Annotated in this window: 21 protein-coding genes and 4 tRNA genes; 19 read left to right on the top strand and 6 right to left on the bottom strand. The window is 57.7% G+C overall.

Annotated elements, in window-relative coordinates; all coding sequences use genetic code 11:
* The first annotated feature begins 3 nt into the window (after positions 1-3).
* The 10 genes from rffA (at position 4) to WFM46_RS03405 (ending at position 7775) form a co-directional block, all read left to right on the top strand.
* Positions 4-1134: a dTDP-4-amino-4,6-dideoxygalactose transaminase gene (rffA, locus tag WFM46_RS03450; protein ID WP_336997068.1), complete on the top strand. Its 1131-nt coding sequence runs from the start codon at positions 4-6 to the stop codon at positions 1132-1134.
* A 1-nt stretch (position 1135) separates the two neighbouring features.
* Positions 1136-2386 carry a lipid III flippase WzxE gene (gene wzxE, locus WFM46_RS03445; RefSeq protein ID WP_214422512.1) on the top strand — a complete coding sequence of 417 codons (1251 nt, stop codon included), beginning with the start codon at positions 1136-1138 and terminating at the stop codon, positions 2384-2386.
* Entirely contained in the window at positions 2383-3462 is a 1080-nt protein-coding gene (locus tag WFM46_RS03440; RefSeq protein ID WP_336997067.1) for a TDP-N-acetylfucosamine:lipid II N-acetylfucosaminyltransferase, read from the top strand. Before wzxE ends, WFM46_RS03440 begins: the two co-directional genes overlap by 4 nt.
* Entirely contained in the window at positions 3459-4811 is a 1353-nt protein-coding gene (gene wzyE / locus WFM46_RS03435; protein WP_103177457.1) for an ECA oligosaccharide polymerase, read from the top strand. Before WFM46_RS03440 ends, wzyE begins: the two co-directional genes overlap by 4 nt.
* Positions 4812-4823: 12 nt before the next feature.
* Positions 4824-5564 carry a lipopolysaccharide N-acetylmannosaminouronosyltransferase gene (gene wecG, locus WFM46_RS03430; protein ID WP_325942059.1) on the top strand — a complete coding sequence of 247 codons (741 nt, stop codon included), beginning with the start codon at positions 4824-4826 and terminating at the stop codon, positions 5562-5564.
* A 268-nt stretch (positions 5565-5832) separates the two neighbouring features.
* Positions 5833-7215 (top strand): bifunctional threonine/serine APC transporter ThrP, encoded by a 1383-nt coding sequence (gene thrP, locus WFM46_RS03425; RefSeq protein WP_336997066.1) that lies wholly within the window; start codon positions 5833-5835, stop codon positions 7213-7215.
* A 105-nt stretch (positions 7216-7320) separates the two neighbouring features.
* A tRNA-Arg gene (locus WFM46_RS03420) sits at positions 7321-7397 on the top strand.
* Positions 7398-7471: 74 nt separating this feature from the next.
* Positions 7472-7547, top strand: a tRNA-His gene (locus WFM46_RS03415).
* Positions 7548-7568: 21 nt separating this feature from the next.
* A tRNA-Leu gene (locus WFM46_RS03410) sits at positions 7569-7654 on the top strand.
* Positions 7655-7698: 44 nt separating this feature from the next.
* Positions 7699-7775: transfer RNA gene (locus WFM46_RS03405), tRNA-Pro, on the top strand.
* 501 nt (positions 7776-8276) lie between these two features.
* On the opposite strand, the gene WFM46_RS03400 is transcribed toward WFM46_RS03405, so the two are convergent.
* The 5 genes from WFM46_RS03400 to hemC form a co-directional block, all read right to left on the bottom strand.
* Positions 8277-9482: an MFS transporter gene (locus WFM46_RS03400; RefSeq protein WP_336997065.1), complete on the bottom strand. Its 1206-nt coding sequence runs from the start codon at positions 9480-9482 to the stop codon at positions 8277-8279.
* A 159-nt stretch (positions 9483-9641) separates the two neighbouring features.
* On the bottom strand, positions 9642-10841 hold the full coding sequence (gene hemY / locus WFM46_RS03395; RefSeq protein WP_103825327.1) for a protoheme IX biogenesis protein HemY: 1200 nt from the start codon (positions 10839-10841) through the stop codon (positions 9642-9644).
* 2 nt (positions 10842-10843) lie between these two features.
* Positions 10844-12016, bottom strand: coding sequence for a uroporphyrinogen-III C-methyltransferase (hemX, locus tag WFM46_RS03390; protein ID WP_336997064.1), 1173 nt, complete (start codon positions 12014-12016; stop codon positions 10844-10846).
* A gap of 21 nt (positions 12017-12037) precedes the next feature.
* Complete coding sequence (gene hemD, locus WFM46_RS03385) at positions 12038-12778, bottom strand: uroporphyrinogen-III synthase (RefSeq protein ID WP_336997063.1); 741 nt, start codon at positions 12776-12778, stop codon at positions 12038-12040.
* Positions 12775-13716: a hydroxymethylbilane synthase gene (gene hemC, locus WFM46_RS03380; RefSeq protein ID WP_336997062.1), complete on the bottom strand. Its 942-nt coding sequence runs from the start codon at positions 13714-13716 to the stop codon at positions 12775-12777. Before hemC ends, hemD begins: the two co-directional genes overlap by 4 nt.
* A gap of 345 nt (positions 13717-14061) precedes the next feature.
* Between hemC and cyaA the strand changes: the two genes are divergently transcribed.
* Positions 14062-16608 carry a class I adenylate cyclase gene (gene cyaA / locus WFM46_RS03375; protein ID WP_103177448.1) on the top strand — a complete coding sequence of 849 codons (2547 nt, stop codon included), beginning with the start codon at positions 14062-14064 and terminating at the stop codon, positions 16606-16608.
* 91 nt (positions 16609-16699) lie between these two features.
* Here the strand turns inward: cyaA and cyaY are convergent, their stop codons facing one another.
* Positions 16700-17020 (bottom strand): iron donor protein CyaY, encoded by a 321-nt coding sequence (gene cyaY, locus WFM46_RS03370; protein WP_103177447.1) that lies wholly within the window; start codon positions 17018-17020, stop codon positions 16700-16702.
* Positions 17021-17156: 136 nt separating this feature from the next.
* On the opposite strand from cyaY, the gene lptM reads away from it, so the two are divergent.
* The 8 genes from lptM to corA all read left to right on the top strand — a co-directional run bounded on the left by lptM (position 17157) and on the right by corA (position 24111).
* Positions 17157-17360 (top strand): LPS translocon maturation chaperone LptM, encoded by a 204-nt coding sequence (gene lptM, locus WFM46_RS03365; RefSeq protein WP_103177446.1) that lies wholly within the window; start codon positions 17157-17159, stop codon positions 17358-17360.
* A gap of 32 nt (positions 17361-17392) precedes the next feature.
* Positions 17393-18217: a diaminopimelate epimerase gene (dapF, locus tag WFM46_RS03360; RefSeq protein WP_114388254.1), complete on the top strand. Its 825-nt coding sequence runs from the start codon at positions 17393-17395 to the stop codon at positions 18215-18217.
* Positions 18214-18921: a DUF484 domain-containing protein gene (locus tag WFM46_RS03355; RefSeq protein ID WP_336997061.1), complete on the top strand. Its 708-nt coding sequence runs from the start codon at positions 18214-18216 to the stop codon at positions 18919-18921. Before dapF ends, WFM46_RS03355 begins: the two co-directional genes overlap by 4 nt.
* Positions 18918-19820 carry a tyrosine recombinase XerC gene (gene xerC, locus WFM46_RS03350; RefSeq protein WP_156655353.1) on the top strand — a complete coding sequence of 301 codons (903 nt, stop codon included), beginning with the start codon at positions 18918-18920 and terminating at the stop codon, positions 19818-19820. The genes WFM46_RS03355 and xerC overlap by 4 nt, the downstream gene beginning before the upstream one ends.
* The gene (gene yigB / locus WFM46_RS03345; RefSeq protein WP_103177442.1) at positions 19820-20536 is read left to right on the top strand and encodes a 5-amino-6-(5-phospho-D-ribitylamino)uracil phosphatase YigB; all 717 of its coding nucleotides are present in this window, start codon (positions 19820-19822) and stop codon (positions 20534-20536) included. The genes xerC and yigB overlap by 1 nt, the downstream gene beginning before the upstream one ends.
* Positions 20537-20643: 107 nt before the next feature.
* On the top strand, positions 20644-22806 hold the full coding sequence (gene uvrD / locus WFM46_RS03340; RefSeq protein WP_103177441.1) for a DNA helicase II: 2163 nt from the start codon (positions 20644-20646) through the stop codon (positions 22804-22806).
* Between the two features lie 149 nt (positions 22807-22955).
* Positions 22956-23012, top strand: coding sequence for a YsgD/CorL family protein (gene ysgD / locus WFM46_RS03335; RefSeq protein ID WP_212743980.1), 57 nt, complete (start codon positions 22956-22958; stop codon positions 23010-23012).
* A 148-nt stretch (positions 23013-23160) separates the two neighbouring features.
* Complete coding sequence (corA, locus tag WFM46_RS03330) at positions 23161-24111, top strand: magnesium/cobalt transporter CorA (RefSeq protein WP_039031208.1); 951 nt, start codon at positions 23161-23163, stop codon at positions 24109-24111.
* Positions 24112-24171: the final 60 nt, after the last annotated feature.

The following is a 24171-nucleotide window of genomic DNA, read 5'->3' as shown; positions in this document are numbered from 1 at the left end:
AAGATGATCCCATTTAATGCGCCTCCTGTGGTGGGCACCGAACTCGATTACATGCAGTCTGCGATGGGCAGCGGCAAACTTTGCGGCGATGGCGGCTATACGCGCCGTTGCCAGCAGTGGATGGAGCAGCGCTTTCAGAGCGCGAAAGTCCTCCTGACCCCCTCCTGCACCGCCTCGCTGGAGATGGCGGCCCTGTTGCTGGACATCGGTCCTGGCGATGAAGTGATCATGCCGAGCTACACCTTTGTCTCCACCGCCAACGCTTTCGTGCTGCGCGGGGCGAAAATCGTCTTTGTCGATATCCGTCCGGATACCATGAACATTGACGAGACGCTGATTGAAGCGGCGATCACCGACAAGACCCGCGCCATCGTGCCGGTACACTATGCCGGGGTGGCGTGCGAGATGGACACCATCATGGCGATTGCCAAAAAGCATAACCTGTACGTGGTGGAAGATGCCGCACAGGGAGTTATGTCCACCTACAAGGGCCGCGCGTTGGGCACCATCGGGCACATCGGCTGCTTCAGCTTCCACGAAACCAAAAACTACACCGCAGGCGGAGAAGGCGGCGCGACGTTGATTAACGATCGCGCCCTGGTGGAGCGTGCGGAGATCATCCGCGAGAAAGGGACCAACCGCAGCCAGTTCTTCCGTGGGCAGGTGGATAAGTACACCTGGCGCGATATCGGCTCCAGCTATCTGATGGCGGATCTGCAGGCGGCGTACCTGTGGGCACAGCTGGAGGCGGCAGACCGTATCAACCAGCAGCGTCTGGCGCTGTGGCAGACCTATCACGATGCGCTGGCTCCCCTGGCGCGCAAGGGCCGTATCGAGCTGCCGACCATTCCGGCGGATTGCGTCCATAACGCCCATATGTTCTATATCAAGCTGCGGGATAACGACGATCGCAGCGCGCTTATTGCATATCTGAAAGAGGCCGAAATTCTGGCGGTGTTCCACTATATTCCGCTGCACTCCAGCCCGGCGGGGGAAGCCTTTGGTCGGTTCGTGGGTGAAGATCGCTTTACCACCAAAGAAAGTGAGCGGTTACTCCGCTTACCGCTGTTCTACAACCTCGCGGCGGTCAACCAGCGCACGGTGATCAATACCCTTCTGAGTTATTTCGGCTGATATGTCTCTGGCGAAAGCATCGGTGTGGACCGCCGCGTCCACACTCGTCAAGATCGGCGCGGGATTGCTGGTGGTAAAACTGCTGGCCGTCTCCTTTGGCCCGGCGGGTGTCGGGCAGGCGGGGAACTTTCGCCAGCTGGTCACCGTCCTCGGTGTACTGGCCGGGGCGGGGATCTTTAACGGCGTGACCAAGTACGTGGCGCAATATCATGACGATAAGGCGCAATTACGCACGGTGGTGGGTACCTCATCAGCGATGGTGCTGGGCTTTTCCACCCTGCTGGCGGTCGTCTTTTTACTGGCGGCTGCACCCATCAGCCAGGGGCTGTTCGGTCACACGGGCTATCAGGGTCTGGTAAGGCTGGTGGCGCTGGTGCAGATGGGCATCGCCTGGGCGAACCTGCTGCTGGCGCTGATGAAAGGCTTTCGCGATGCTGCCGGCAATGCGCTGGCGCTCATCGTCGGTAGCGTCATCGGGGTGGTTGCCTATTACGTCTGCTACCGGCTGGGCGGCTATGAAGGCGCACTGCTGGGGCTGGCGCTGGTGCCCGCGCTGGTGGTCGTTCCGGCGGCGTTTATGCTGATGCGCAGGGGCACAATTCCGCTGCACTATCTGAAGCCCGGATGGGATCGGCTTCTGGCGGGGCAGCTGGGCAAATTTACCCTGATGGCGCTTATCACCTCCGTCACCTTGCCGGTGGCCTACGTGATGATGCGAAACCTGCTGGCGGCGCACTACAGCTGGGATGAGGTGGGGATCTGGCAGGGGGTCAGCAGCATCTCCGATGCCTATCTGCAGTTTATTACCGCCTCCTTTAGCGTCTACCTGCTGCCCACGCTCTCACGGCTCACCGCCCGGCAGGAGATCACCCGCGAGATCCTCCGTTCGCTGCGCTTCGTCTTACCGGCGGTGGCGGTTGCCAGCTTTACCGTCTGGCTGCTGCGCGATGTCGCCATCTGGCTGCTGTTTTCCGCCAAATTTACCGCGATGCGCGACCTGTTCGCCTGGCAGTTGGTGGGGGACGTACTGAAAGTAGGCGCTTACGTCTTTGGCTATCTGGTGATTGCTAAAGCGTCGCTGCGGCTCTACATTCTGGCGGAAATCAGCCAGTTTGCGTTGCTGACGGCATTCTCTCACTGGTTGATCCCCGCGCATGGCGCGCTGGGAGCGGCTCAGGCCTATATGGCCACCTATATTGTCTATTTTGCTGCCTGTTGCGGCGTCTTTTTACTTTGGCATAAACGCGCATGACTGCACTGATTCACGTCCTGGGATCGGATATCCCACACCATAACCAGACCGTACTGCGGTTCTTTAATGATGAACTGGCTCCCGGCAGCGCGCTGGCGCGCGAATTTATGGTGGTGGGTAAGGACACCGGCCTTAGCGCCGCCTTCCCGGCACTGCAGCTGACCTTCTGGCCGGACAAAGCTACGCTTGCGAAAGCGGTGATCGCTAAAGCCAAAGCCAACCGCCAGCAGCGGTTCTTTTTTCACGGGCAGTTTAATACCGGCCTGTGGCTGGCCTTGTTGAGTGGTGGGATCAGGCCCGCGCAGTTTAACTGGCATATCTGGGGCGCCGACCTGTATGAAGTCTCCCGGGGCTGGAAGTTCCGTCTCTTCTACCCGCTGCGGCGTATGGCGCAGGGGCGGGTGGGCTGCATCTTTGCCACCCGCGGCGATTTAAACTATTTCGCAAAACAGCACCCGAACGTGCGCGGTGAGCTGCTCTATTTCCCGACCCGCATGGACCCGTCGCTGAACGGGTTAGCCCGGGAGGTGAAACGGGAGGGTAAACTGACGATTCTGGTGGGTAACTCCGGAGATCGCAGTAACGAACATATTGCGGCCCTGAAGGCGGTTCATCAGCAGTTTGGCGATACGGTCAACGTGATCGTGCCGATGGGCTATCCTGCTAATAACGCGGCATACATCGATGAAGTCCGTCAGAGTGGACAGGCATTATTCAGCCCGGACAATTTGCAGATCCTCAGCGATAAGCTGGCCTTTGATGACTACCTGGCATTGCTGCGTCAGTGCGATCTGGGCTATTTCATTTTCGCGCGCCAGCAGGGGATCGGCACGCTCTGTCTGCTGATCCAGGCGGGCATTCCCTGTGTGCTTAATCGCGACAACCCGTTCTGGCAGGACATGGCCGAACAGCACATTCCGGTGCTGTTTACCACCGATGACCTGAACGAAGAGGTGGTGCGTGAAGCCCAGCGACAGCTTGCGCAGGTGGATAAAAACGCCATCGACTTCTTCAGCCCGAACTACCTTACGCCGTGGCACCAGGCGCTGCGGATCGCCTCAGGAGAGAATGCATGAGCCAGTTGCAATTTAGCGGCCTGCTGGTCATCTGGCTTCTGAGCGCCTTGTTTATCGCCACGCTGACGTGGTTTGAATTCCGCCGGGTGCGCTTTAACTTCAACGTCTTCTTCTCGCTGCTGTTTCTGCTGACCTTTTACTTCGGCTTCCCGCTGACCAGCGTGCTGGTGTTCCGCTTCGATGTGGCCGTCGTACCGCCGGAGATCCTGATGCAGGCGCTGCTGTCGGCCACCTGCTTCTATGGGGTCTATTACGTCGCCTATAAGACGCGGCTGAAACCGGCCAGCAGCGACGCATCGCGACGGCCTTTGTTCACCATGAACCGGGTTGAGACGCATCTGACCTGGATGATGCTGATGGGCATTGCCCTTGTCACTGTCGGTATCTTCTTCATGCACAACGGCTTTTTGCTGTTCAAGCTGCACTCCTACAGCCAGATCTTCTCCAGCGAAGTCTCCGGGGTGGCGCTTAAGCGTTTCTTCTATTTCTTCATTCCGGCGATGCTGGTGATCTATTTCCTGCGTCAGGATGCCCGGGCGTGGCTCTTCTTCCTGGTCAGTACCGTGGCGTTTGGCCTGCTGACCTATATGATTGTCGGCGGCACGCGCGCAAACATCATTATCGCCTTCGCGATCTTCCTGTTTATCGGCATTATTCGCGGCTGGATCTCGCTGTGGATGCTGGCTGCGGCGGGTGTGCTGGGGATTGTGGGGATGTTCTGGCTGGCGCTGAAGCGCTACGGCATGGATGTCAGCGGCGACGAAGCGTTTTACACCTTCCTGTACCTCACCCGTGACACCTTCTCGCCGTGGGAAAACTTAGCCCTGCTGCTGCAGAACTACGACAAAATCGATTTTCAGGGGCTGGCACCCATTGTTCGCGATTTTTATGTCTTTATCCCCACCTGGCTGTGGCCGGACAGACCGGGCGTGGTGCTGAATACGGCAAACTACTTTACCTGGGAAGTGCTGAACAACCACTCCGGGCTGGCAATCTCACCGACGCTGATCGGTTCGCTGGTGGTGATGGGCGGCGGCTGGTTTATCCTGCCTGGGGCGATTGCCGTTGGGCTGATTATAAAATGGTTCGACTGGCTCTATACGCTGGGCAATCAGGAGACCAACCGCTATAAGGCAGCGATTTTGCATAGTTTCTGTTTCGGTGCCATTTTCAATATGATCGTACTGGCGCGAGAAGGGCTGGATTCGTTCGTCTCCCGCGTGGTCTTTTTCATGGTGGTTTTTGGCGCCTGTCTGCTGATGGCGAAGCTGCTGTACTGGCTGTTCGACAGCGCCGGGTTAGTGCATAAGCGCGAACCGGTAAACGGCAGGGCGCTTTCGCGAGTCTGAGTAAGGATAATAATGACTGATAATACCTCAGCACCGCAGTATGACTTGCGGGGCCTGAAGCTGATTGGCTGGCGTGATATGCAGCATGCGCTGGACTATCTCTGTGCCGGGGACGGGATCAAAACCGGCACGCTGGTGGCCATCAATGCAGAAAAAATGCTTACCCTTGAGGATAACGCCCAGGTGCGCGACCTCATCGAGGCGGCCGAATTTAAATATGCGGACGGGATAAGTGTGGTGCGCTCCGTGCGTAAGAAGTACCCGGGGGCGAACATCTCTCGCGTCGCGGGGGCCGATCTCTGGGAAGCGCTGATGGCGCGGGCGGGGGCAGACGGTACGCCAGTCTTCCTCGTCGGCGGCAAACCTGGGGTGCTGGCGCAAACCGAGCAGAAATTGCGTGATCAGTGGCAGGTGAATATCGTCGGCAGCCAGGACGGCTATTTCAGCCCTGACGAGCAGCAGGCGCTATTTGCCCGTATTCGAGACAGCGGGGCGAAGATCATCACCGTCGCGATGGGTTCACCGCGCCAGGAGATCCTGATGCGCGACTGCCGTCAGGTCTATCCGGATGCGCTCTATATGGGCGTGGGCGGCACTTACGATGTCTTTACCGGCCATGTAAAGCGCGCGCCAAAAGTGTGGCAGAACCTGGGGCTGGAGTGGCTCTATCGCCTGTTATCCCAGCCGAGCCGGATCACCCGCCAGCTCCGTCTGCTGCGTTATCTCGGCTGGCACTACTCCGGACGCCTGTAATATCTGAATCGCAGCGCGATATACTGCTCGCGCTGCAATACGCCCGTAAATCTGCTGCTTTTCTCAACAATACATTCATTTTTTTAACGCATCGTTTGCCATTTCACAAAATTTAAGAAACCATTCCCCCCCGTCACTACCGTACCAGGCTGTTTTTGCATCACCCGTAAACATAAACGGTCCATTACGCACAGCCTGTGATAGCGCATCTGTACCTATAACAATAACCGGCGCAGGCCGGGAGAGTCGCAAGCACAACCGAGGATTTATGTCAGAGAAAAAACCGGAGCTTCAGCGTGGGCTGGAAGCTCGTCATATCGAACTTATCGCCCTTGGCGGGACGATTGGCGTGGGCCTGTTTATGGGCTCCGCCAGCACCCTGAAATGGGCCGGGCCGTCGGTCCTGCTGGCGTATATCATCGCCGGGCTGTTCGTCTTCTTTATCATGCGTTCCATGGGGGAGATGCTGTTCCTCGAGCCGGTCGCCGGTTCGTTCGCCGTTTATGCGCATCGCTACATGAGCCCGTTTTTTGGCTATCTCACGGCGTGGTCGTACTGGTTTATGTGGATGGCGGTGGGCATATCTGAGATCACCGCCATTGGGGTTTACGTGCAGTTCTGGTTCCCGGAAATGGCGCAGTGGATACCTGCGCTTATCGCCGTGGGGCTGGTGGCGCTGGCGAACCTCGCCGCCGTGCGCCTGTACGGTGAGATCGAATTCTGGTTTGCGATGATTAAAGTAACCACCATTATCGTGATGATTGTCATCGGCGTGGGGGTGATCTTCTTCGGCCTGGGTAACGGGGGTCAGGCGATTGGCTTTGGCAACCTGACGGAACACGGCGGTTTCTTTGCTGGCGGCTGGAAGGGCTTTCTGACGGCGCTCTGCATTGTGGTGGCGTCCTATCAGGGGGTTGAGCTTATCGGGATCACTGCCGGGGAGGCGAAAAACCCGCAGGTGACCCTGCGCAGCGCGGTCGGCAAGGTGCTGTGGCGTATCCTCATCTTCTATGTCGGCGCGATTTTTGTCATCGTCACTATCTTCCCGTGGAATGAGATTGGCAGTAACGGCAGCCCGTTCGTGCTCACCTTTGCCAAAATCGGCATTACCGCAGCGGCGGCGATTATCAACTTTGTGGTGCTGACGGCGGCGCTCTCCGGCTGTAACAGCGGCATGTACAGTTGCGGGCGTATGCTCTACGCGCTGGCGAAAAACCGTCAGCTGCCGGCGGCGGTGGGGAAAGTCTCCGGCGCCGGAGTGCCGGTGGTGGGCGTTGCCATCTCGATTATTATTCTGCTGGTGGGGTCATGCCTGAACTACATCATCCCGAACCCGCAGCGTGTCTTCGTTTATGTCTACAGCGCCAGCGTTCTGCCAGGTATGGTGCCGTGGTTTGTGATCCTGATTAGCCAGCTGCGTTTTCGTCAGGCGCATAAAAACGCGATTGCCAGCCATCCGTTCCGCTCCATTCTCTTCCCATGGGCTAACTATTTAACGATGGTGTTCCTGATCTGCGTGCTGATCGGCATGTACTTCAACGAAGACACCCGCATGTCGCTGTATGTCGGGGCGATATTCCTGGCGGCCGTTAGTGCGGGATACAGGCTTTTTGGCCTGGAGCGACACGTGGAAAGGGTCAAAACGCAGTAATATGCGGCAAAGTGCGCAAAGTCTAAGCAAACGCGCATTTATTTTAAAAAAGCACTAGACAGCAGACCGAGACCTCCGTAATATCCAGCCCCGCAACGGCGCTAAGCGCCCGTAGCTCAGCTGGATAGAGCGCTGCCCTCCGGAGGCAGAGGTCTCAGGTTCGAATCCTGTCGGGCGCACCATTCACCCGGTGCTGGAGCTGCGGTGGTCTGTTAAGTAGGCAGAACCGCGTGAAAGAGTAAAGAATCAAGTAGTGGTGGCTATAGCTCAGTTGGTAGAGCCCTGGATTGTGATTCCAGTTGTCGTGGGTTCGAATCCCATTAGCCACCCCATTATTTAAAGAGTTGTGAATTGCGAAGGTGGCGGAATTGGTAGACGCGCTAGCTTCAGGTGTTAGTGTCCTTAGGATGTGGGGGTTCGAGTCCCCCCCCTCGCACCACGACTTTTAATGAATTGAACTAAAAATTCAAAAAAGCAGTATATCGGCGAGTAGCGCAGCTTGGTAGCGCAACTGGTTTGGGACCAGTGGGTCGGAGGTTCGAATCCTCTCTCGCCGACCAATTTTGAACCCCGCTTCGGCGGGGTTTTTTGTTTTCTGCTTTTCCTGCCCCTGTTGTTTATTGCCGACAGCGATATCCTGGCCTGTCGTGAATAAGTGACATATAACCTATTGATATGAATCAATATATCGCTTTACCCGTCAGCCTGTCTCTTCCTGGAGACACTTTGGACTGATTATTGGCCCATTCTGCTGCCCGTTTCCTGACTGACCGGGATAATTTCCTTTTATCTTAAAAAGTTGAGATACATACAACTTCGTAATGCAACATTGGCACATTGCATGCAATAATATGCGTGTAGATGCTCATTCCACCTCTTATGTTCGCCTTAGTGCCTCATAAACTCCGGAATGACGCAGAGCCATTTACGGTGCTTATCGTCCACTGACAGATGTCGCTTCGGCCTCATCAAACACCCTGGACACAACGTTGAGTGAAGCACCACAAGTTGTCAAACAGACCTGTTTAACGCCTGCTTTTTAGCAGGCGTTTTTTTATGCCTTATCTGCAGTAGCGCGTCAGGATCCCCACCACCATTAGCAGGGCACAGCCCGAAACGCCATACAGCGCCTGTAGCGGCCCCAGCACGTCAGCAACCAGTGCCGTGAGGCCGGTAAAGAGCGATGCGCTGGCGGTTTGCCATCGCCAGGCCCTGCCGCTGGCCGAGGAGATCAGGTCAGCCTGAAAGCTGCTTAACAGGCTAAAAGTGCCCACCGCAAAAACGACGTTCGAAGCGAGATGGGCGACAAAAACGACCCCCAGCGCTTGCATCCCCGATAGCAGCGGGATCGTCCCGTAGGCGAGTAAAAAGAGGCCGAGGCAGGTCAGCAGGAGGCGGTTTTGCCCGGCGTAGCGGGGCAGGCTCTCTCTTTTCAGCAGCAGCGGGCCGCACAGCTGTCCCATGCTGCGGGCAAAAAGCAGAGGCAGGGCCAGCCCGGCAGCATCATTCGGCTCGATCTGCTGCGCCAGTGCAGGCAGCAGCGCCATAGCGGGTGAACCCACGGTGGCGAGGGCAGGAAGCAGCAACAGGCTGCGTTTTTGCTGCGCTCCCAGTGCCTGCCAGCGCATCGCCACCGGTCTTTCGGTTTCTGCTGCCTGCTCAGGCGCCAGAGAAGGCAACGCGCTGCCAGTGAGGCGCAGCATCAGCAAGGAGCCCGCAAAGGTGAGCGCGTCGATCCCCAGCAGTGCCAGCGCGGGCAGATGATGAAACAGCACCATACCCAGCCCGGTGCCCAGTAGCACCTGCGAAGCAAAAATCATCGTCTCCAGGCAGGTCGCCGCAGGCAGCTCGGCTTCGGACAATCCTCGCCGAAACAGCAGGGCCAGCGCGGGCCAGCTCATGCCCGTCAGAAAGGCCTCGGTGGACTGCACCGCCAGCAGCGCTACCATGCTGTGAAACTGAATGCCCAGCAGGGGAAACAGCAGGGCGAGCAGACCCAGCCACTCTGTCAGGAGCAGCAGGCCGATGGGTGAAAAACGCATACAGAACTTCTCCCCGACGAGGCTGCCCAGAAATCCCGGTAGCAGGGCAAACAGATATGCCAGGGTCAGTAAAGAGGCGGGAGCCTGCCACTCTAGCAGCAGACCAAAGACCATCACCTGGGTTAAGCCATTCCCTACAGAGGTGAACAGAAAAGCGCAGGCCAGCAGGCGCAGCCAGCGATGACAGCGCAGCGCGTGAAAAAGCGCATACAAAAGCGTGTTCATGAAACGATCCTTTCAAAAACGATTTAATCCACGCCGTAAAAGGCGTGTACAGAAAAAATGTTCAATGAAAGGAGATCGTTACATTGGCGGAGTGGGTCTCTGAAGAAGATGCTAAGAATGTAGCAAATAAAAAAGGAGGCCGTCAGGCCTCCTGTGCAATTATTGCTGCGGGGGATTGTTCTGTAATGTAAGCAGCAGACCGTCGCGGCGCATTTCGGCAGCCTCTTCCGGCAGATGCAGTTTATCCAGCGTATCCGCCAGCCAGGCATAATCGAACGCATCCGGGCGCTGTTTTAACGCGGCGCGGAAGGCGAGGCTGGCCTCTTTCCATTCGCCATGTCTGGCCAGTGACTGACCCAGAGTGCTCCACAGCAGAGGGCGATCGCCCACGGTTTTGATCTGCTGGCGCAGCATTTTCTCGATCTGCTCCGGATTATTGGTTTTCAGGCGTGGGATCACCATCACCAGACGATCGTCGTACTGGCGTTTCAGGCCATCAAGGATGATGCTCTGGGCGGTATCGTGATCGTCACACTCAATCAGGTGTTCCGCCATCGCCACCTGCAGGGGCACCTGCTGGCGCGTTTTGCGGCTCTGATTTTTCCACCAGGCCTTCAGGCCATCGCTACCCTGATCGGCTCGCGCCTGGTCCATCAGCCCGATCCATGCCTGACGTTGCAGGCTGTCGCGCTGCTCTTCATCGCCGACGTCGGCTTTCGCCATCGACGGGATGATGTCCAGCAGCGAGCCCCACGCGCCGGTGCGGATATAGGCCTGCTCAGCCAGACGCAGCACCTCCGGATGACGCGGCGCGATCTCCAGCAGGCGATCGACGCCGTGACGGGCGGCATGGTTTTCGTTACGCGCCAGCTGCAGGCGCACACGGGTGATCTCAACCGGGATCGGATCGTTTTCAGCCAGCTCGGCGGCACGCTCCAGATGCTGATTGGCGCGTGCTTCGTCGCCGCGCTGCTGTGCGGCTTCCGCCGCCAGCAGATAGTTGACCACCGGCTGTTCAGCATGATCGGCATTCTTCGACATCAGCTTCTCAACCTGCTGATAGTCCCCTTCAGCCAGTTTCAGCAGGGCCTGTTCGGTCTGCTTACGGGCACGGCGGCGCTTGCGGCCGACAAACCAGCTGCGGGTATGGGCCCCGGTACGGAAGATGCGGCGCAGGATCCACTCGATCGCCAGAAATGCCACCATCACCAGGATCAAAATGATCACCAGCCCGGTGACGCTGGTTTCGATATTGTAGTTATCGGTCTGGATCAGCACGTAGCCCTGATGACCCGCCAGCATAGGACCCAGCACGATCCCGGCGAGCAGCAGTGCGAAGAGTAATAAAACTTTTAACATAATTACTCTCCTTGCGGTGCGCTGTCAGGGGCGGGAGCTGGGGCAGGAGACTGCTCCGCCGCTTCGCCCGGCTGTGCCAGCAGGTTACGCACGCGCGTCTGCATCAGCTTCTCCAAAATCGGCTGGCTCTCCAGCTTATCCGGAACGTTCATGGTGATGTTCTGTTGGCTCAGCTTGTCCACCTCTTCGAGGAAAGCGGTAGTGGTGGCATCGTCGGTATCGTAGTAAGCGCGTACCCAGGTGGAGACATTATCCAGCGCCTGCTTGTAGGTCTCTTCCTGATGGCGAGGCACAGCCTGCGCGGCCACCAGCAGACGTGAACGCAGGTTCTCGCGCAGGTAGACGTCCTGATTCGGCGCGAGCAGCGGCACGGCGGTCTCATCGCGGCGGCGAACGGTGATAAAGCTGTCCATAAAGTTCTGCCAGCTTTTTTGCAGGTTGATGCGCCACTCGCTCAATGAGCTGGAGAGTTCGCTGCTGTCGGAATCCATCGGGGAGTCGTCGTCGTTATTATCTGCCAGACGCAGGTTATCGATCTGGTTCGACAGCTGATTCACTTTCAGGATGATGCCGTCATAATCCACCTGCGATACGGTCGACAGGCTGGCGATATCCGCAGTGAGTGCCCGGCGGGCAGTGATCAGGCTTGGGTCGTTCATGTCGCCCAGGCTGGCATCGGCGCTTTTCAGCAGCGCGGCAGCGGTGGTGACATCCTGATCGCTCCACAGCTTGCGCCCGGCCAGTTTGACCAGGAAATCAGCCTGCGCCAGCAGCCAGGTTTTGGCATCGGTACCGGAAATAGCCGCCACTTTTTGCTGCATTTCATCCAGCTGTTTGGTCAGCTCGTCCTGCTTACGGGTGGCAGCGGCCAGCTGATCGGCCTGCTGTTTGATCACCCCATCCAGCTCGGCTTTTTGCGACTGCTGCGCCTGTTGCAGGGCGGTGATTTGCGTCACCAGTTCGTCGTTCGTGGCAACCTGATTGGTCGCTTGTTTTTTCACCAGTCCATACAGACCGACGCCAGCGGCCAGCGCAATGGCGATGGCAATCGCGCTTAACGCCAGACTGGTTTTATTGCTGCCATGCTTTTTCTCTGTCGTTTCTGGCTGTGGCGTGGTGTCCACAGTCTCCCTGGTCTCTTCAACCACGGCGGAGGATTTTTCTTGTTCCGTCATTATGGCTTCCCATTATGAGAGTTATTGTAATGCGCGCAGCAGCGCATCGTTGTCGGCGTTATCAGCGATCCGAATATCTTGCCAGCCCAGTTCCCGGGCGAGGTTCGCCAGACGCTCACTGACGACCAGAAGCCGACAGCGGAGTAACCAGTTTTCACGATACCATTGTGGGATCAGCGACCAGAGGTGTTGCAACATTTCGCCGCTGGTCACCACAAGGGTAGTGACGCCGCGCGACTGCCAGCGCATCGCCTCTTCTGCACCGTCATAGTATTTATTACAACGTTGATAACATTCGCAAAATGTCACTTCTGCTCCGCGCTCGCGCAGCGTGTCGCCCAGCAGTTCCCGCCCACCGTTGCCGCGCAAAATCAGAATGCGCTTTCCCACAACGGTTTGTAATTCAGGTAATTGTAGCAACACTTCGCTGGTTTCCCGATCCAGCGGATAGCGAATCTCTTTGCCACTTTCGGTATGCAGCGCCAGGGCGGTGGTTCTGCCGATAGCGAAATAGCGTGGCGCATCCGGCCAGCGCTGGCCTTCCTGCTGCAGCCGGGCGTGGGCAAATGCCACGGCATGTTGCGACAGGGCAAACAGCATGTCATCGGCCCGCAGCGCGGCAAGATGGCCCGCGAGCAGGGGAAGTTCCCGGCCCGGGGTGAACTCAATCAGCGGAAAGCTCCACGCCACCTGCCCCAGTGCGCGCAGACGGCTCACTAACTGATCTCCTGCGGGAGAAGGGCGGGTGACGAGAATACTCATGCCGGGGGTTCTCCATTATAGACATCCGCGAGAATTTCACGGGCGCCGTTATCCAGTAGCTCTTCCGCCAGCGAAATACCCAGCTGTTCGGCGTCCTGCGGTTTGCCGCGACGTTCGCCGCGTACCATCTGCGAACCGTCCGGCGCGCCAACCAGCGCGCGCAGCCACAGTTCGCCATCTGTTAATTCAGCATAGCTGCCAATCGGCACCTGACATCCCCCTTCCAGGCGGGTATTCATGGCGCGCTCCGCCTGCACGCGGATTGCGGTCTCGTCGTGATTGAGCGGCGCCAGCAGCGCATGGGTACGGGTATCGTCGAGCTGGCACTCAATGCCCACCGCGCCCTGGCCCACGGCCGGCAGCGACTGTTCCGGGGAGAGCGCCGCCTTGATACGCGACTGCAGGCCCAGGCGTTTCAGGCCAGCTACCGCCAGAATAATGGCGTCATATTCACCGTTATCCAGCTTGCTCAGGCGGGTGCCGACGTTACCGCGCAGGGAGCGGATGATGAGATCCGGGCGATACTCGGCCAGCTGGCACTGGCGGCGTAAACTTGACGTGCCAACGATGCTCCCTTGTGGCAGAGCATCCAGGGAGTCGTAATGATTCGAGACAAAGGCATCGCGTGGATCTTCCCGCTCGCAAATGGTGACCAGACCCAGCCCTTCAGGGAAATCAACCGGGACGTCCTTCATGGAGTGAACCGCGATATCGGCGCGACCTTCAAGCAGTGCCAGCTCAAGCTCTTTTACGAACAGGCCTTTCCCGCCCACTTTCGCCAGCGGTGTATCAAGGATGACATCGCCGCGCGTCACCATCGGCACCAGCTCTACACGCAAACCTGCATGGCAGGCCTCAAGGCGCTGCTTAACATAATGTGCCTGCCAGAGCGCAAGGGGGCTTTGGCGTGTGGCAATTCTTAAAACATTGTCTAACATGCTTGTTACCGTCTTAATCGTCTGCTGACCATCCTAACATTGTTGTCTCAGGACTGTCAGGTTTACGGACGTAGAAGGGGTTCAGGACAGGGCAGCGATTCAGGTTGCCTGCTGCCGTATTCAGGAATTTACACGTTCAGAACGGTGCTACACTTGTATGTAGCGCATCTTTCTTTACGGTCAAACGGCAAGGTGTTAAATTGATCACGTTTTAGACCATTTTTTCGTCTCCATGACCATAAAGATAAGGGCGAAAAAGGGTGACGGCTACTTTCGAAATACTGTGAACGCGTAATCCTCGGTCTTGCTGAAGGTGAGCGCTTTCTGAACATCAGGCGATACGTCTTGTACCTCTATATTGAGACTCTGAAACAGCGACTGGATGCCATCAATCAACTGCGCGTCGATCGCGCGCTTGCTGCAATGGGACCTGCTTTCCAGCAGGTTTACAGTCTGCTGCCGACATTGTTGCATTATCACCATCCGCTGATGCCGGGTTACCTCGATGGTAACGTTCCCAAAGGCATCTGCCTTTTCACGCCTGATGAAACCCAACAGCACTATCTGAAAGAGCTGGAACTCTATCGCGGTATGCCGGCGCAGGAGTCGCCAAAAGGCGAACTGCCTATCACCGGCGTCTACACCATGGGCAGCACCTCTTCGGTGGGGCAAAGCTGCTCGTCGGATCTCGATATCTGGGTCTGCCATCAATCCTGGCTTGATAATGAAGAACGTCAACTGCTGCAGCGTAAATGCAGCCTGCTGGAGAGCTGGGCGGCATCGCTCGGCGTGGAAGTCAGCTTCTTCCTGATTGATGAAAACCGTTTCCGCCATAATGAAAGCGGCAGTCTGGGGGGTGAAGACTGCGGCTCGACCCAGCACATCCTGTTGCTGGATGAGTTTTACCGTACCGCCGTGCGCCTGGCCGGGAAGCGTATCTTGTGGAGTATGGTGCCGTGCGACGAAGAGGAGCATTACGACGATTACGTCATGAAGCTCTATGCCCAGGGTGTCCTGACGCCAAACGAGTGGCTGGACCTGGGGGGCTTAAGCTCGCTCTCTGCGGAAGAGTACTTTGGCGCCAGCCTGTGGCAGCTCTATAAAAGTATCGATTCCCCGTACAAAGCGGTGCTGAAAACGCTGCTGCTCGAAGCCTATTCCTGGGAATACCCAACCCCGCGCCTGCTGGCGAAAGACATTAAACAGCGTCTGCATGATGGCGAGATCGTCTCTTTCGGTCTTGATGCCTACTGCATGATGCTTGAGCGCGTCACCGAATACCTGAAAGCCATCGACGATCCGACCCGTCTCGATCTGGTCCGTCGATGTTTCTATCTTAAAGTTTGTGAGAAGCTCAGCCGCGAACGCGCCTGCGTCGGCTGGCGTCGTGAAGTGGTCAGTCAGTTAGTTAAAGAGTGGGGATGGGACGAAGAGCGCCTGTCGATGCTCGATAACCGCGCCAACTGGAAGATCGATCAGGTGCGTGAAGCGCACAACGAACTGCTCGATGCGATGATGCAGAGCTACCGTAACCTGATCCGCTTTGCCCGTCGTAACAACCTCAGCGTTTCCGCCAGCCCGCAGGACATCGGGGTGCTGACCCGTAAGCTGTACGCGGCGTTTGAAGCGCTGCCGGGTAAAGTGACGCTGGTGAACCCACAGATTTCGCCGGACCTGTCTGAACCGAACCTGACCTTTATCTATGTTCCACCGGGTCGTGCGAACCGTACCGGCTGGTATCTGTATAACCGTGCGCCGAGCATGGATTCGATCATCAGCCATCAGCCGCTGGAATATAACCGTTACCTGAACAAGCTGGTGGCGTGGGCCTGGTTCAACGGCCTGCTGACCTCCCGCACGCGTCTGTTTATTAAAGGTAACGAGATTGTCGATTTAGCCAAGCTGCAGGAAATGGTCGCTGATGTGTCGCACCACTTCCCGCTGCGTCTGCCTGCGCCGACGCCGAAAGCGCTCTACAGTCCGTGCGAAATTCGCCATCTGGCGATTATCGTCAACCTGGAATATGACCCGACGGCGGCGTTCCGCAATCAGGTGGTCCATTTTGATTTCCGCAAGCTGGACGTCTTCAGCTTTGGCGAGCAGCAAAACTGCCTGGTGGGCAGCGTCGATCTGCTCTACCGCAACTCGTGGAACGAAGTGCGTACCCTGCACTTCAACGGCGAGCAGGCGATGATCGAAGCGCTGAAAACGATTCTCGGTAAAATGCACCAGGATGCCGCGCCGCCGGACAGCGTCGAGGTGTTCTGTTACAGCCAGCATCTGCGCGGCCTGATCCGTACCCGTGTACAGCAACTGGTCTCTGAATGTATCGATCTGCGCCTCTCCAGTACCCGTCAGGAAACCGGGCGCTTTAAAGCGCTGCGCGTCTCCGGCCAGACCTGGGGCCTCTTCTTTGAACGTCTGAACGTCTCGGTGCAGAAGCTGGAAAACGCCATTGAGTTTTACGGCGCCATTTCGCATAACAAGCTGCACGGTTTGTCGGTACAGGTTGAGACCAACCACGTTAAACTGCCGCAGGTGGTGGACGGCTTCGCCAGTGAAGGGATTATTCAGTTCTTCTTTGAGGAGACGGGGGAGGATGCCGGGTTCAATATCTACATCCTCGACGAAACCAACCGCGCCGAAGTGTATCACCACTGTGAAGGCAGCAAAGAGGAGCTGGTGCGCGACGTCAGCCGCTTCTACTCCTCTTCCCATGACCGCTTCACCTACGGCTCCAGTTTTATCAACTTCAACCTGCCGCAGTTCTATCAGATTGTGAAGGTGGATGGCCGTGCGCAGGTGATCCCGTTCCGCACCCAGGCGATTACCCCGGTCGTCCCTGACAGACAGGACGCCAGTACCCCGCTGTTGCAGCAGTATTTCTCCTGACGGCCATTGCCCGGTGGCGCTACGCTTACCGGGCCTACAAAGGCACGAACCCGTAGGCCGGATAAGCGAAGCGCCATCCGGCAAAACAGCCTTAGCGGAAGCTAACCTCTTCACCCGACTGCTGCGTCGCAGCCTGCTCAAGCAGATCCCAGAAGGTCTCACCGCTGCGATCGCAAATCCACTCGTCGCCTTTCAGGTCGAAGTGGTAGCCGCCCTGTTTGGTGGCGAGCCAGACCTGGTGAAGCGGCTCCTGGCGGTTAATAATGATTTTGCTGCCGTTTTCAAAGCTGATGGTCAGCACGCCGCCGTTGATTTCACAATCGATGTCGCTGTCGCCATCCCAGTCATCCAGGCGTTCTTCGATGGTTTGCCACAGGTTATCGGCGAGGCGATGGAATTCACTGTCATTCATGGTTCTGTTCCTGTTTTTCGTGATGGCGGCAGTATAACGCTAAATAATTCCGGTTGCAGGTTAGCGGCAAACTCTTGCTTTTGTGCCTTCTCCTGCGATGATAGAAAACAGATTTGAACTTACAGGCAACATGATAATGAAAAACGTTTTTCGAACGCTTGCCGTTCTCCTTACGCTGTTTAGCCTGACCGGATGTGGTCTGAAAGGGCCGCTCTATTTCCCGCCAGCAGATGAAACCGCACCACCGCCGACCAAAAAAGTGGAAAGCCCAGTGCAAACCACGATGCCGGATCGTAACGATCGTGGCGACAACAACGGTCCAAGCCAGGTCAATTACTGACAAGCGCTCCTGTCCGCGCAATGGAGTAAATAATGCAGTTTTCTAAGATGCATGGCCTTGGCAATGACTTTATGGTCGTCGACGCGGTAACGCAGAATGTCTTCTTTTCCCCGGAGCTGATCCGCCGTCTGGCCGATCGGCACCTGGGGGTGGGGTTTGATCAGCTGCTGGTGGTTGAGCCGCCCTACGATCCGGATCTCGATTTTCACTATCGTATCTTTAATGCCGACGGCAGCGAAGTCTCCCAGTGCGGCAACGGCGCGCGCTGTTTTGCCCGTTTTGTCCGTCTGAAGGGGCTCACCAACAAGCGCGATATTCGCGTCAGCACCGCCAACGGACGGATGGTACTGAGCGTGACCGACGACGAGCTGGTGCGGGTGAATATGGGCGAGCCGAACTTCGAACCCTCGCAGGTGCCGTTCCGCGCCAACAAAGCGGAAAAGACCTATATCATGCGCGCGGCGGAACAGACAGTCTTGTGCGGCGTGGTCTCCATGGGGAACCCACACTGCGTGATTCAGGTTGATGACGTGGCGACGGCGCCCGTCGAAACCCTCGGCCCGGTGCTGGAGAGCCATGAGCGTTTTCCGGAACGCGCCAACATTGGATTTATGCAGGTTCTCACCCGCGAACACATCCGTCTGCGCGTTTTTGAACGTGGCGCAGGCGAGACGCAGGCGTGCGGCAGCGGTGCCTGTGCGGCCGTTGCGGTGGGGATTACGCAGGGTTTACTGGCACCAGAGGTTCGCGTGGATTTACCAGGCGGGCGTCTTGATATCGCCTGGAAAGGCCCGGGCCAGCCGCTCTATATGACCGGCCCGGCGACACAAGTTTATGACGGGTTTATCCATCTATGAAACAACCAGGAGAAGAACTGCAGGAGACGCTGACGGCAATGGACGACCGGGCGGTTGTTGATTACCTGTTGCGCCATCCTGATTTCTTTATTCGCAATGCGCGTGTCGTTGAAGAGATGCGTGTCCCGCACCCGGTCCGCGGCACGGTCTCGCTGGTTGAGTGGCATATGGCGCGCGCGCGTAACCATATTAACCATCTTGAAGAGAACATCTCCCTGCTGATGGAGCAGGCGAGCAGTAATGAAGGGCTGTTCTATCGCCTCCTGCACCTGCAATCCCGGCTGGCGTCGGCCAGCAGCCTGGACGAATTTCTTCTCCGTTTGCATCGCTGGGCGCGGGATCTGGGGCTGGCGGGTGCCACGATACGCCTCTTCCCGGACCGCTGGCGCATTGGCGCGCCCTCACGTTTTACCCATCTGGCCCTGTCGCGTCAGGCGTTTGAGCCGCTGCGCATTCAGCGTATGGGACAAGCGGACCACTATCTTGGACAGCTGAATGGTCCTGAACTCCTGGTGGTGCTGCCAGAGGCCAAAGCCATTGGGTCGGTAGCTATGTCGCTGATGGGGCGCGACGGCGAGCTTGGTGTAATGCTGTTTACCAGCCGCGATCCGCATCATTACCAGCAGGGACAAGGCACACAACTGCTGCAGGAGATTGCGCAGATGCTGCCCGAGCTGCTGGAGCGCTGGATTGAACGCGTATGACGGACGCTCAGCTGGCACCTGCCGTTACCCGTTTTCTGCGCTATCTGGGCGTTGAGCGCCAGCTCAGCCCGATCACCCTGTTGAACTATCAGCGTCAGCTTGATGCCATCATGCAGTTAGCCGATGAAATCGGCCTGACGAGCTGGCAACAATGTGATGCCGCCACGGTGCGCACGTTTGCCGTGCGCAGCCGCCGTAAAGGGCTAGGCCCGGCCAGCCTTGCGCTTCGGCTCTCGGCACTGCGCAGCTTCTTTGACTGGCTGGTCAGCCAGGGCGAACTCAGCGCCAATCCGGCCAAAGGGATCGCCGCCCCGAAAGCGCCGCGCCATCTGCCCAAAAATATCGACGTGGATGACGTTAACCGCCTGCTGGATATCGATCTCAACGATCCGCTGGCGGTGCGTGACCGCGCCATGCTGGAGGTGATGTACGGCGCCGGCCTGCGTCTTTCCGAGCTGGTTAACCTGGATATCAAACATCTCGATCTGGATACCGGGGAAGTGTGGGTGATGGGCAAAGGCAGCAAAGAGCGGCGCTTGCCCATTGGCCGCAATGCCGTGGTGTGGATTGAGCACTGGCTCGATCTGCGTGGCCTGTTCGGTACCGAAGAGGAGGCGCTCTTCCTCTCGAAGCTCGGCAAGCGCATCTCGGCGCGTAATGTGCAAAAACGGTTTGCTGAGTGGGGGATTAAGCAGGGGCTGAACAGCCATGTTCATCCCCATAAACTGCGCCATTCGTTCGCCACCCACATGCTGGAGTCCAGCGGTGACCTGCGTGGCGTCCAGGAGCTGCTGGGTCACGCCAATTTGTCCACCACCCAAATCTATACCCATCTCGATTTTCAACACCTTGCCTCGGTGTACGACGCGGCGCATCCACGCGCCAAACGGGGGAAATAATGCGTTTTTATCGTCCATTAGGCCAAATCTCAGCCCTGACGTTTGACCTTGATGACACCCTTTACGACAACCGTCAGGTGATCCTGCGAACCGAGCAGGAAGCACTGGCCTTTGTACAAAACTATCATCCGGCGTTAAAAGCGCTGGAAAACAAAGAGTTTCACCGTCTTCGCCAGGCGTTACGGCAGACCGAGCCGGAAATCTATCACGATGTGACGGAATGGCGCCGTCGGGCCGTTGAGCTGGCTATGCTCAACGCGGGTCTGACCGCTGCCGAGGCCGCGCTTGGCGCAGAAGCCTCGATGGCGCACTTCGCGACATGGCGCAGCCGTATCGACGTCCCGCAGGAGACGCACGATACGCTGGCTGCGCTTGCTGAAAAGTGGCCACTGGTGGCTATCACCAACGGCAATGCCCAGCCGGAACTGTTCGGCCTTGGCGACTACTTCCAGTTTGTGCTGCGCGCAGGCCCGCACGGGCGCTCGAAGCCCTTTAACGATATGTACCATCTGGCGGCGGAGAAGCTCGACCTGCCGCTGGGGAATATTCTTCACGTGGGCGATGACCTGACCACCGATGTTGCTGGGGCGATCCGCTGCGGCATGCAGGCCTGCTGGATCAAGCCTGAAAATGCCGATCTGATGACTACGCTGGACAGCCGTCTGCTGCCGCACCTGGAAATTTCACGGTTGGCATCCCTCACCACGCTGATATAATCACCAGTAATATTGTATAAATTACCAGGGTTTTGCGGTCGAAGGCCCGGTAAGCGAAGCGCCAGCGGGCGTTTTGCAGTGTTCCTGATTACTACGTGACGGTGCCAATGGACGTTTCTTACCTGCTCGACAGCCTCAATGACAAACAGCGTGACGCGGTTGCCGCGACGCGCACCAACATGCTGGTACTGGCTGGGGCGGGCAGTGGTAAGACACGCGTGCTGGTGCACCGTATTGCCTGGCTGCAGAGCGTGGAGAACTGTTCGCCATACTCCATTATGGCGGTGACCTTCACCAACAAAGCGGCGGCGGAGATGCGCCACCGTATCGCCCAGCTGATGGGCACCAGCCAGGGCGGCATGTGGGTGGGTACCTTCCACGGGCTGGCGCACCGCCTGCTGCGTGCGCACCACCTGGACGCTAACCTGCCGCAGGACTTTCAGATCCTCGACAGCGAAGACCAGCTGCGTCTCCTGAAGCGCCTGATCAAGGCGATGAACCTCGACGAGAAGCAGTGGCCGCCGCGTCAGGCGATGTGGTACATCAACAGCCAGAAAGACGAAGGGCTGCGTCCGCACCATATCCAGAGCTTTGGTAATCCGATAGAGCAGACCTGGCAGAAGGTCTACCAGGCCTACCAGGAAGCCTGCGATCGCGCAGGACTGGTAGATTTTGCCGAGCTGCTGTTGCGCGCTCATGAACTGTGGCTCAACAAACCGCATATTCTGCAGCACTATCGCGAACGCTTTACCAACATCCTGGTCGATGAATTCCAGGATACCAACAACATTCAGTATGCCTGGATCCGCCTGCTGGCGGGCGACTCCAGCAAAGTGATGATCGTCGGCGACGACGACCAGTCGATCTACGGCTGGCGCGGCGCGCAGGTCGAGAACATCCAGCGCTTCCTGAAGGATTTCCCGGGCGCAGAGACCATTCGCCTGGAACAGAACTACCGCTCCACCAACAACATTCTGAGCGCCGCCAACGCCCTGATTGAAAATAACAACGGGCGCCTGGGCAAAAAGCTCTGGACCGAGGGCATCGACGGCGAGCCGATCTCCCTCTACTGCGCCTTTAACGAGCTGGATGAAGCCCGCTTTGTGGTCAACCGGATCAAAACCTGGCAGGACAACGGCGGGGCGCTGGAGCAATGCGCCATCCTCTATCGCAGTAACGCCCAGTCGCGTGTGCTGGAAGAGGCGCTGCTACAGGCCAGCATGCCCTACCGCATCTACGGCGGCATGCGCTTCTTCGAACGTCAGGAGATCAAAGACGCGCTCTCCTATCTGCGTCTGATCGCCAATCGCAACGACGACGCAGCCTTCGAGCGCGTGGTCAACACGCCAACCCGCGGCATCGGCGATCGCACCCTCGACGTGGTGCGTCAGACCTCCCGGGATCGCCAGCTGACGCTGTGGCAGGCGTGTCGCGAGCTGCTGCAGGAGCGGGCGCTTGCCGGACGCGCAGCCAGCGCGCTCCAGCGCTTCCTGGAGCTTATCGAAGCTCTGGCCCAGGAAACCGCCGACATGCCGTTGCACGTTCAGACCGACCGGGTGATCAAAGACTCCGGCCTGCGCATGATGTATGAGCAGGAGAAAGGCGAGAAGGGCCAGACCCGTATCGAGAACTTAGAAGAGCTGGTGACCGCCACGCGTCAGTTCAGCTACAACGAAGAAGATGAAGACCTGATGCCGCTACAGGCGTTCCTGTCCCATGCCGCGCTGGAAGCGGGCGAAGGGCAGGCCGACACCTGGCAGGACGCGGTGCAGCTGATGACCCTCCACTCGGCCAAAGGTCTGGAGTTCCCGCAGGTATTTATTGTCGGCATGGAAGAGGGTATGTTCCCGAGCCAGATGTCGCTGGATGAGGGCGGACGTCTGGAGGAGGAGCGTCGTCTGGCCTATGTGGGCGTGACCCGCGCGATGCAAAAGCTGACCCTGACCTATGCCGAAACCCGCCGTCTGTACGGCAAAGAGGTCTATCACCGCCCGTCACGCTTTGTCGGCGAGCTGCCGGAGGAGTGTGTGGAAGAGGTACGCCTGCGCGCCAGCATCAGCCGCCCGGTGAGCCATCAGCGTCTGGGGACGCCGGTCTCGGAAAGCGACAGCGGCTTTAAGCTGGGCCAGCGCGTTCGCCATGCCAAATTTGGCGAAGGCACCATCGTCAATCTGGAAGGCAGTGGCGAGCACAGCCGTCTGCAGGTGGCGTTCCAGGGGCAGGGCATCAAATGGCTTGTGGCCGCTTACGCCAGGCTGGAAACCGTGTAACTTTCAGAAAAATATCACTATTTTGTAACTATCTGCTAGCCTTATATGTATAAGGCTATTTATTACCCTTCAGCGTTCCGTTGCGAGTTGACGCCGCCGTGACTGCTGGCGTAACATGCGCGCACGATTACGCTAAGAGGACATTCGCCTTGGACACACCCAGTAGATACTGGCTCAATTCCCTGTCATCCAGGAACAACTCCTAAGGCTATCTCCTCACGCTGATGGCCTTAGTGGTTGTCAGCGACACTTCTTCCCGTCGCGCTGAGTCAGGCTGTTTAATGGTCTGAAACCCAAATTGTTTCTGTGTGCCCACCGAACTGTCCGATATTTTTTGCATTGGGAGTCCCGGTCATGCTGAGCGCATTTCAACTGGAAAAAAACCGACTGATTCGGCTTGAAGCTGAAGAGTCACAACCCCTCATTGATGCCGTTTGGGTGGATCTGGTCGAACCGGATGACGACGAACGCCTGCGCGTACAATCTGAGCTCGGACAAAGCCTGGCCACCCGCCCGGAACTGGAAGACATCGAAGCATCGGCCCGTTTCTTCGAAGACGAAGACGGCCTGCATATTCACTCCTTTTTCTTCTTTGAAGATGCAGAAGATCACGCCGGTAACTCCACCGTCGCATTCACCATCCGCGATGGCCGCCTGTTTACCCTGCGCGAGCGTGAACTGCCTGCGTTCCGCCTCTACCGTATGCGCGCCCGTAACCAGGCGATGGTGGACGGCAACGCCTACGAGCTGCTGCTTGACCTGTTTGAAACCAAAATCGAACAGCTGGCGGATGAGATTGAGAACATCTACAGCGATCTGGAAGAGCTGAGCCGGGTGATCATGGAAGGGCATCAGGGCGATGAGTACGATGAAGCGCTGTCAACGCTGGCAGAGCTGGAAGATATCGGCTGGAAAGTCCGTCTGTGTCTGATGGATACCCAGCGCGCGCTGAACTTCCTGGTGCGCAAGGCACGTCTGCCGGGTGGGCAGCTGGAGCAGGCGCGTGAGATCCTCCGCGATATCGAATCCCTGCTGCCGCACAACGAATCCCTGTTCCAGAAGGTGAACTTCCTGATGCAGGCGGCGATGGGCTTTATCAACATCGAGCAGAACCGCATCATCAAGATCTTCTCGGTGGTGTCGGTGGTCTTCCTGCCGCCTACCTTAGTGGCGTCCAGCTACGGGATGAACTTCGAGTTTATGCCGGAGCTGAAGTGGAGCTTTGGCTACCCGGGGGCGATTGTCTTTATGGTGCTTGCCGGGCTGGCGCCGTATCTCTACTTCAAGCGCCGTAACTGGTTGTGAGTGTTGCGCCCGGTGGCGCTACGCTTACCGGGCCTGGAAAAGCACGAACCCGTAGGCCGG

This window comes from Leclercia sp. M50 (genome assembly GCF_037150775.1).
Classification (GTDB): Bacteria; Pseudomonadota; Gammaproteobacteria; order Enterobacterales; family Enterobacteriaceae; genus Enterobacter.
Note: the sequence above shows the minus strand (reverse complement) of the source record. Positions and strands in the feature narration are given on the sequence as shown.